The organism is Acetobacter sp. (assembly GCF_047723915.1).
Lineage (GTDB): Bacteria > Pseudomonadota > Alphaproteobacteria > Acetobacterales > Acetobacteraceae > Acetobacter.
Map to the genome: position 1 here is coordinate 92,473 of NZ_JBDOBQ010000010.1, position 9,472 is coordinate 101,944.

The 9,472-nt window shown below is 66.7% G+C and carries 7 protein-coding genes; all 7 read left to right on the forward strand.

What is annotated here, in order from left to right; genetic code table 11:
• The first annotated feature begins 8 nt into the window (after nt 1–8).
• The 7 genes from ABF990_RS07785 (at nt 9) to ABF990_RS07815 (ending at nt 9,193) form a co-directional block, all read left to right on the forward strand.
• Nucleotides 9–539, forward strand: a complete 531-nt coding sequence (locus ABF990_RS07785; RefSeq protein WP_415500087.1) for a (2Fe-2S)-binding protein — start codon at nt 9–11, stop codon at nt 537–539.
• Nucleotides 536–4,591, forward strand: a complete 4,056-nt coding sequence (locus tag ABF990_RS07790) for a molybdopterin cofactor-binding domain-containing protein (protein WP_415500088.1) — start codon at nt 536–538, stop codon at nt 4,589–4,591. Before ABF990_RS07785 ends, ABF990_RS07790 begins: the two co-directional genes overlap by 4 nt.
• Nucleotides 4,588–5,898: a solute carrier family 23 protein gene (locus tag ABF990_RS07795; protein ID WP_415490808.1), complete on the forward strand. Its 1,311-nt coding sequence runs from the start codon at nt 4,588–4,590 to the stop codon at nt 5,896–5,898. Before ABF990_RS07790 ends, ABF990_RS07795 begins: the two co-directional genes overlap by 4 nt.
• On the forward strand, nt 5,885–6,925 hold the full coding sequence (locus ABF990_RS07800; RefSeq protein ID WP_415490807.1) for a 2,5-dihydroxypyridine 5,6-dioxygenase: 1,041 nt from the start codon (nt 5,885–5,887) through the stop codon (nt 6,923–6,925). Before ABF990_RS07795 ends, ABF990_RS07800 begins: the two co-directional genes overlap by 14 nt.
• On the forward strand, nt 6,922–7,572 hold the full coding sequence (locus ABF990_RS07805; RefSeq protein ID WP_415500089.1) for an isochorismatase family protein: 651 nt from the start codon (nt 6,922–6,924) through the stop codon (nt 7,570–7,572). The genes ABF990_RS07800 and ABF990_RS07805 overlap by 4 nt, the downstream gene beginning before the upstream one ends.
• The gene (locus ABF990_RS07810; RefSeq protein ID WP_415490805.1) at nt 7,569–8,357 is read left to right on the forward strand and encodes an alpha/beta fold hydrolase; all 789 of its coding nucleotides are present in this window, start codon (nt 7,569–7,571) and stop codon (nt 8,355–8,357) included. Before ABF990_RS07805 ends, ABF990_RS07810 begins: the two co-directional genes overlap by 4 nt.
• 83 nt (nt 8,358–8,440) lie before the next feature.
• Nucleotides 8,441–9,193: an Asp/Glu racemase gene (locus ABF990_RS07815; RefSeq protein ID WP_415490804.1), complete on the forward strand. Its 753-nt coding sequence runs from the start codon at nt 8,441–8,443 to the stop codon at nt 9,191–9,193.
• The last annotated feature ends 279 nt before the right edge of the window (nt 9,194–9,472 follow it).

The window sequence follows — 9,472 nt, forward strand, 5'->3', positions numbered from 1 at the left end:
GGCGCGCAATGCCAGAAGGCTGTTTCAGGCTCAGGGTCAACGGACATGAAAATGCTGTCACGGCCCCTGCCGACACACCGCTGCTGACCGTGCTGCGCAACGATCTGGGGCTGAACGGCCCCAAATACGGGTGCGGCGCGGGCCAGTGCGGGGCCTGCACGGTGTCGCTGGACGGCAAGGCCGCGCGCGCCTGCGTGGTGCGGGTGGACGTGGCGGCCCACCACGCCATTACCACGCTGGAGGGGCTGGCCCCGGCCGGCGCGCTTGATCCGGTGCAGCAGGCATTCGTCACCGCGCAGGCAGCCCAGTGCGGCTATTGCCTGAACGGCATGGTCATGACCCTGCGCGCGTTCCTGACCGCCGTGCCCAACCCCGACGAAACCGCCCTGCGCGAAGCCCTGCGGTATAATCTGTGCCGCTGCGGCACCCATGTCGAAATCATGCAGGCAGCCTGTCTCGCGGCGGGGCTACCCGCCACCGTCCTGACCGGTCTGGCCCCGCCGCATGACCGGGTGCCACTGCCCGGAGAGAACCCATGACCGCGACCGACGCGCCGCATGACGGCCCCACCGGGCGCACCCCCACGCCCGATGGCACCGCACCCATGGGGGCAGCCATGCCGCACCCTATGGCGGCCCCCATGGCAACCTCGGTGGCCACCCCGGCAGCAGCCCCGGGGGCCGCACCCGGGACCAGCCCCGCGATCAGTCCCGACAACACAGGCGGTGCAGGGCAAGGCACCGCCGCGCAGGCAGGCAGAAGCCCCTCCGAATCCGCCATGGTGGGGGAAGGGCTGTGCATTTTCCGCCCGGCCCAGCCCCCCAAGGGGCTTGCCGCACGCGGGGAGTTCATCCCGCGGGACGAAACGCTGATCACCATCGACGCGCAGGGCCAGGTCCGCGGCTTTTGCGGCCATGTGGATCTGGGCACCGGCATTGCCACGTCGCTCGCGCAGATTCTGGCCGACGAACTCGACGCCCCACCGGGCGATGTGCGCATGGTGCTTGGCCATACGGATGCGACACCCGACCAGGGGGCCACCATTGCCAGCGAGACCATACAGGTCACGGCCATACCGCTGCGCAAGGCGGCGGCGCAGGCGCGGCGTCTTCTGCTTGCCCGCGCGCAGGCCCTGACCGGCCACCCCGCAGCCAGTCTGACGCTGCGCGCCGGGCGCGTGGTGGTGCAGCCCGCAGGCGGTAACGCGTCCGGCGGTGCGGAGACGGGTCTGGGCCTTGCCGATCTGGTGGCCGGCCAGTCTGTGCGCGAAACGCTGGACGAGACGGTTCAGGTCAAAACCCCGGCCGAATACCGCGTGGTGGGCCGCGACATGCCCCGCGTGGACATTCCCGACAAGGTGACCGGCCGCGCCGTTTACGTGCATGACGTGCGGGTGGACGGCATGCTGCACGCCCGCGTGGTGCGCCCACCCTATGGCGGCTTTGCCGTGGGGCCGTTCGTGGGCCGCGCCCTGCTTGGCGTCTCGCGCGAGTCGGTGGCGGACGTGCCGGGTCTGGTCGATGTCATCGTGATCGGTGACTTCGTGGCCGTGGTGGCGGAACGCGAGGAACAGGCCATGGAGGCCGCCGCCCGGCTGGAGGTAACCTGGGCCCCCTGCCCCCTGCCCGACCTGTCCGATCCGGCGGCGGCTGTGGGCGCCAACCCGTACGAACCGCGCGTGGTGCTGGACCGGGGTGCTGTGGACACCGCACTGGAGGGCCTGGCCCACCGGATGGACCGGGACTACCACTGGCCGTACCAGATGCACGGCTCCATCGGGCCGTCCTGTTCGGTGGCGGACTGGCAGGACGGACACCTGACCGTATGGTCCGGCACCCAGAACCCGCACATGCTGCGCGCCGATCTGGCGTTGCTGATGGGCATGTCCACGCGCGACATCAGCATTATCCGGCATGAAGCGGCAGGCTGTTACGGCCGCAACTGCGCCGATGACGTGGGGGGCGACGCCGCCCTGATCGCCCGTGCGCTGGGCCGGCCCGTACGCGTGCAGCTTTCGCGCGAGCAGGAACATGTGTGGGAACCCAAGGGGGCCGCGCAGGAAATCAATATCCGTGGCGGGCTGGACCAAAACGGCCAGCCCGTGGCCTACGATCTGGACACGGCCTACCCGTCGGACCTGTCGCCCCTGCTGGCGCTGGTGCTGACGGGTGTGGTGCCTGCCGCCACCGCCCCCGTGGCGCAGATGGGCGACCGCACCTCCATTCCGCCATACGCCTACCCCAATGCCCGCGTGACCGTAAAGGACATGGCCCCCATTGCCCGTGCCTCGTGGTTCCGGGGCGTGTCGGCCATGCCCAACAGCTTCGCCCATGACAGTTATATCGACGAACTGGCGGCGCAAGCCGGGGTGGACCCGCTGGAATACCGCCTGCGCCACCTGCCCGACCAGCGTGCGGCCGACCTGCTGAAAGCCACCGCAGCCCGCGCGGACTGGACACCGCGCACCCAGCCGGTAGCCCCCGATGCCGCAGCCCGCACCCTGCGCGGGCGCGGCCTTGCCTATGCGCAGTATGTACACGGCACGTTTCCCGGCGTGCCTGCAGCATGGTCGGCCTGGGTGGCCGATGTGGAGGTGGACCGCGCGACAGGGGTTGTCAGCGTGACCCGCGCCGTTGTGGGGCAGGATGCGGGACTGATGATCAACCCCGCCGGGGTGCGCCACCAGTTGCACGGCAATGTCATCCAGTCCACCAGCCGGGCGTTGCGCGAACAGGTCAGTTTTGACGAACAGGGCGTGGAAAACAAGGAATGGGGCGGGTATCCGCTCATAACCTTCCCCGAACTGCCCGCCATCGAACCCCTGCTGATGGAACGGCCCGACCAGCCGCCGCTGGGGGCGGGGGAGTCCTCCTCCGTGCCGAGTGCGGCGGCCATTGCCAACGCCCTGTACGATGCAACAGGCGTGCGCTTTCGCGATGTTCCGTTCACGCCTGAAAAGGTCAAGGCCCGGCTGGACGCAGCCCTTGGCCCGCTGTCAGCCGAACAGCCAGCCCCCGTGCCCCCGTTGCAGATTGGCGGGGCGGCCCCTGCCCCGGCCATGGCAGGCGGGCGCTGGTGGAAACGGGCGAAAAAGGGCGGCATGGCGGCGGCGTTCATCGCCACTGGCGGTATTCTGGCTGGCATGATGCCATGGCGCGCCCCCATTGCGCCCATTGCCCCGCCTGATCGCACGCTGTTTTCAGCCGCTGCCATCGCGCGGGGCGCGCAGGTCGCGGCGGCGGGCGACTGCGCGGTGTGCCACACGGCGGCCGGTGGTATGACCAATGCCGGGGGACTGGCGCTGGATACGCCCTTTGGCACGGTCTATTCCACCAACCTGACCCCCGATGCGCAAACGGGTATCGGCACGTGGTCCTACCCGGCATTCGCGCGGGCCATGCGGCAGGGGATCAGCCGCGACGGGCGGCACCTGTATCCGGTCTTTCCCTACACGTCCTTCGCCAAGATCAACGAAGACGACATGCAGGCCCTGTACGCCTACCTGATGAGCCAGGACCCCGTGCGCGCGGCCCCGCCCGCCACGGCGCTGAAATTCCCCTATAACCTGCGCTTTACCATGGCGGGCTGGAACACGCTGTTCCATAACCCCGCCCCCTTCACACCCGACCCCACACAGTCGGCCCTGTGGAACCGGGGGGCATATCTGGCCGAAGGGGCGGGGCACTGTTCGGCCTGCCACACACCGCGCAATGCCCTGGGCGCCGAACGCGCAGGCAGGGCCTACCTGGCCGGGGGTGAGGCCGAAGGCTGGACCGCGCCCGCCCTGAGCAGCCTTTCCCACGCGCCACTCCCCTGGACGGAGGATGACCTGTACGCCTACCTGCGTACCGGCTACAGCCCCAACCACGGCCCCGCCGGTGGCCCCATGGCCCCCGTAGTACACGCCATGAAAGACCTGCCCGACGCGGATGTCCGGGCCATGGCGCATTATATCGCCTCCTTCGACACACGCACGGTGGCAGGCGGGCCGACAGCAGCGGCGCAGGACACCACACCGCCGGAACAGGTGGCCCCCGTTACGGCCCCTTCCGCAGTCCCTCTTGCCCCCACTCCGGCCGCCACCCCGGTTACACAGGCAACCGTAGCCAGCCCGGTCAGCGGCCGCGCGCCGGATACCCTGGCCGCACGCCGCGCAGCACTTGTGGACAGCGCACGCCAACGGCAGGCACTGGACCAGAACGAAGGTGCGCGGCTGTATAACGGGGCCTGCGCCGCCTGCCATGAAGGGGAAGGCGCGCATCTGTTCGGGCCGAGACCGCAGCTTGCACTCAATTCCAACCTGTATGCCCCGACCCCCGACAACCTGATCCGCATTCTGCTTGACGGCGTGCCCGCGCCGGTTTCCGATACGGGCATGGTCATGCCGTCCTACCGGTCGCTGATGTCTGACCGCCAACTGGCGGAACTGCTCGGCTTCCTGCGCCGCACCATGGCGCCGGACCAGCCTGCCTGGACCGACCTGCCCGCAACGATAGCCCGCCTGCGCGCTCAGGAGAGCCACGCTGTGGGACACACTGCGGGCCATACCCCTGCCCAGACCCCGGCCCGCACTCCGGTTCAGACCCCATGACCGGGCAATGGTTCCCCACATGGCGGCGGGTCGGCACGCAGGGCAGTGTCGCGCCGGATGAACACCCCGGCGCGACACAGACCGTGCTGCTGGGGGCGCAGCATGTGCTGTCCATGACCGGCTCCACCGTTCTTGGGCCGCTGCTGATGGGGTTTGACCCCAATATCGCCATCCTGGCGTCCGGGCTGGGCACGTTGCTGTTTTTTGTGCTGACCGGCGGGCGCGTGCCCAGCTATCTGGGGTCCAGCTTTTCGTTCATTGCCCTTGTGGTGGCCCTGACCCACTATTCCGGCCATGGTCCCAACCCGGATATTGCCCTGGCCTGCGGCGGTATTTTTGTGGCGGGGCTTGTCTATGCGCTGATCGGGGTGTTGGTCGGGCTGACCGGCACGCAGTGGATCGAACGGCTGATGCCCCCTGCCGTGACCGGCGCGGTGGGGGCGGCCATCGGGCTGAACCTGGCCCCTGTCGCCACGCGCGGGCTGGGCCATGGCGGGGTGCAGACCGCATGCGGCCTGTTCGCCCTGCTGTGCATGGTGGTGCTGGCCCGTTACGCGCCGTCCTTCATCCGCCGTATTGCCATTCTTGTGGCACTGGTTCTGGCCAGTGCCGTATATGCGCTGGCGGCGAACGGGCTGCACCTCATGCCCCCGATCGACTTTGCCGCCATACGGGCGGCCCCCCTGTTCGGCCTGCCGCATCTGGTCACGCCACGCTTCAGTGTGCAGTCGGCCACCCTGCTGGCCCCGGTCGCACTGGTGCTGGTGGCCGAAAACCTGGGCCATCTCAAAGCGCTGAGCACCATTACCGGCAGGCCGATGGAACCCATGATGGGCCGCGCCTTTACCGCCGACGGTCTTGCCACCATGCTGGCGGCGTCCATGGGGGGGACGGGTGTGACCACCTATGTCGAGAATATCGGCGTTATGGCGCTGTCGCGCGTGTATTCCACCCTGACCTTCGCGGTGGCGGGCAGCTTTGCGGTGCTGCTGGGCTTTTCGCCGTTTTTCGGCGCATTGCTGCGCGCCATTCCCGACGCGGTTCTGGCCGGGCTTGCGGTGGGCCTGCTGGGGCTGATCGCGGCCACCATGGTGCGGATCTGGATCGATAACCGCGTTGATTTTTCCGACCCCGCAACCCTGTTCCCCGTCGGGGTGGCCCTGATCGCGGGGGCGGGGGACATGTCTTTTTCCATCGGCACGGTCACGCTGGGCGGCATTTCCACCGCCACCATCGCGGCAATCGGCCTTAACCAGCTTCTCTCTTTCAGGCCCGGCAGAAAGGATACCACCCATGGCGGTCAGTGATTTTGAACTCGTGCAGGCCTGGCGGCAGGTGCTGGAACTCAGCAACCTCAAGGCGGGGGATACCGTCGCCCTGCTGACATCGGGCGACACCAACGCCCAGACCCTGCGCTGCGCGATTATCGCCGTGCAGGAGAAAGGGGCCATCGCCAACCGGCTGGACCTGCAACCCACCAATGGCGCGCTGTCCTTCTCGCGCGATCCGCTGGCCTATGTGGGCAAAACACCGCTGACCGACAACCGTGCGGCGGTGGAAATGCTCAAGGCCAGCACCATGGTGCTCGACCTCATGACGCTGCTGTTCTCGGCCGAACAGCACGAAATTCTGGCGGCGGGCGGGCGTATCCTGCTGGCGGTGGAACCGCCCGAGGTGCTGGTGCGCATGACCCCCACGGCCGAGGACCGCACCCGCGTGCTGGCGGCGTCGGCTAAACTTCAGGCGGCCAAAACCATGCGCGTGACCTCCGCCGCGGGGACCGACGCCAGCTTCGCACTGGGCGACTACCCCATGCTGGAGGAATACGGTTTTGTGGACGCCCCCGGCCGGTGGGACCACTGGCCCAGCGGCTTTCTGGCCACCTGGTCGAACGAGGGGTCGGCCGAAGGCACGATCGTGCTGGCGCCGGGCGATATCCTGCTGCCGCAGAAAAGCTACCTGAGTGCGCCCGTGACCTGCCACCTTGAAAAAGGCTTTGTCCGCGCGATCGAAGGCGGGTTCGAGGCCGAACACCTGCGCGACTACATGGACAGCTTCAACGACCCCGAAGTGTATGCCGTCTCGCATATCGGCTGGGGCCTGCAGCACCGCGCGCACTGGTCCGTCATGGGCTTTTACGACCGTGAAGCCAGTATCGGCATGGACCCGCGCGCCTGTGCGGGCAATTTCCTGTGGTCCACGGGGCCGAACAACGAGGCCGGCGGCACGCGCGACACCGCCTGCCATATCGACATACCCATGCGCAACTGCACCGTCATGCTCGATGGCGTGGCGGTGGTGCAGGACGGAAAACTGCTGGAGGATCAGGAATGACATCGCAAAGCCCCCGCGACGAGGATCGTTACCGCAAGCAGGGCTTCGGCAACGAGATTGGCATTGTCAGCGGCATTGGCCTGCTGATCGTTGATTTCGTCAATGGTTTTGCCGACCCCAACGCCTTTGGCGGCGGCAATATTCCACAGGCCATAGAGCGCACGCGCGCCCTGCTGGCCGCCGCCCGCACACGGGGCTGGAAAATTGCCCATACCCGCATCGTTTTTGCCGATGACGGTTCGGATGCGAACATTTTTTCGCTGAAAGTGCCCACCATGCTGGGCCTGACCGAAACCAACCCGGCCTCGGCCATCGTGCCCGAACTGGCCCCCCTGCCGGGCGAATACGTGGTGCGCAAGACCGTACCGTCGGCCTTTGCGGGCACCCCGCTTGCCGCATGGTTCGTCACCCATGGGGTGCAGACCGTGGTGGTGGCGGGCTGCGTGACATCGGGCTGTATCCGCGCCAGCGTGCTGGACGCCATGCAGGCCGGGTTCCGCCCCATTGTGGTGTCGGACTGCGTGGGCGACCGCGCCATTGGCCCGCATGAGGCCAACCTGTTCGACATGGCCCAGAAATGCGGCGATGTGCTTGACCTTGACACCTTTCTTTCCCGACTACCCAACCAGACGCGGAGCCCCTCATGACCGATACCCGCCTGCTTTACGGCGCCAACATCAACGCCAATGGCATTCGCCAGCATTACCTGCGCTATGGCGGCAACGGCACGCCGCTGGTGCTGGTGCCGGGTATTACCAGCCCCGCCATTACCTGGGGTTTCGTGGCCGAGGGGCTGGCCAGCAAATACGACGTGTATGTGCTGGACGTGCGCGGGCGTGGCCTGTCCGAGACCGGCCCGGATCTGGACTACGACCTGGACACCTACGCCGCAGACGTGCGCGGCTTCATTGACGCACTGGGCCTGAAGGACGTGACCCTCATGGGCCATTCCATGGGCGCGCGCATCGCCATCCGCACCGCACGCCACGACAGCACGGGTCTTGCCGGGCTGGTGCTGGTGGACCCGCCCGTAAGCGGCCCCGGCCGCCGCCCCTACCCCGCCAACCTGGACTGGTACACCCAGTCCATCCGCCAGGCGCGGCGCGGCATGACGGCAGAAGACATGCTGAAATTCTGCCCGAGCTGGACCGAGGAACAGCGCCAGCTCCGCGCACAGTGGCTGCACACCTGCGACGAACTGGCCATTCGCATCACGTTCGAGAAGTTCCAGACCGAGGACATACACCAGGACCTGCCGCACCTGTCCGTACCCACGAAGCTGGTGGTGGCCACACGCGGCGGCGTGATCCTGCCTGAGGACGAGCAGGAAATCCTGGGCCTGAACCCCGCGATCGAAATCGTGCGCGTGCCCGATGCCGGGCACATGATCCCGTGGGACAATCTTGACGGGTTTTTTGCCGTCACCCTGTAACCCGGCCTTACGCCACCCGGCGGGCTGTTCGCACCCGCCGGAACAAGAAAACACCCCATAAACGGGGGATTACGGAGAACACCATGACATCCGTCTACCGGATCGGGCAGATCGTACCCAGCTCCAACATCACGATGGAAACCGAAATTCCGGCCCTGCTGAAACTGCGTGAAAGCATCAGGCCCGAACGCTTTACCTTCCATTCCGCGCGCATGCGCATGAAGACCGTCAACCGCGACGAACTGGCCGCCATGGACGCACAGTCCGACCGCTGCGCGCTGGAACTGAGCGACGCCGCGCTGGACGTGCTGGGCTATGCCTGCCTTGTGGCCACCATGTCCATGGGGCCGGGCTATCACCGCGTGTCGGAAGAACGCCTGCATGGTCGCACGGTGGAAAACGGCCACCCCGCCCCGGTCGTAACCAGTGCCGGCGCGCTGGTGGAAGGGCTGAAAGTGCTCGGCGCGAAAAAGATTGTTGTCATCGCCCCGTATATGAAACCGCTGACCGAACTGGTGGTGAACTACATCGCACAGGAAGGGGTGGAGGTGATCGATTACGTCGCCCTTGAAATTCCCGACAATCTGGATGTGGCCCGCCATGACTGCGGCCGCCTGCCCGACATTGCCGCAAAGCTGAACTATAAGGATGCCGATGCGGTGGTGGTGTCCGCCTGCGTGCAGATGCCCTCGCTCCCCGTCGTGCCGCTGGTGGAAGCCCTGACAGGCAAGCCCACGCTGAGTGCCGCTGTGGCAACCACCTATGCCATGCTCAAGGCACTCGGGCTGGAACGCGTGGCCCCGGCTGGCGGCGCGCTGCTGTCCGGCGCTTACTGAGCCTATAGGACATAGCGGGTTAAAAAAGGCGGTTGCTTCCGGGCACCGCCTTTTTTTATGAATGAAACTGTTTTCTGAAGCTTTTTGAAAAAAGCTTCACCAAAAACTTTTATCTGTTTTGCTGCATCCGGCGTGCAGACGGGTTTTCAAAGCCACCCGTCATTTTCATGGGTTTTCATGGTTTAAGCCTCTGATGAAACACCCACGACAAACCCGTATCAGTCCGGCAGGTGTGCGATGACATCCACTTCGATCAGCCATTCCGGCCGGGCGAGCGCC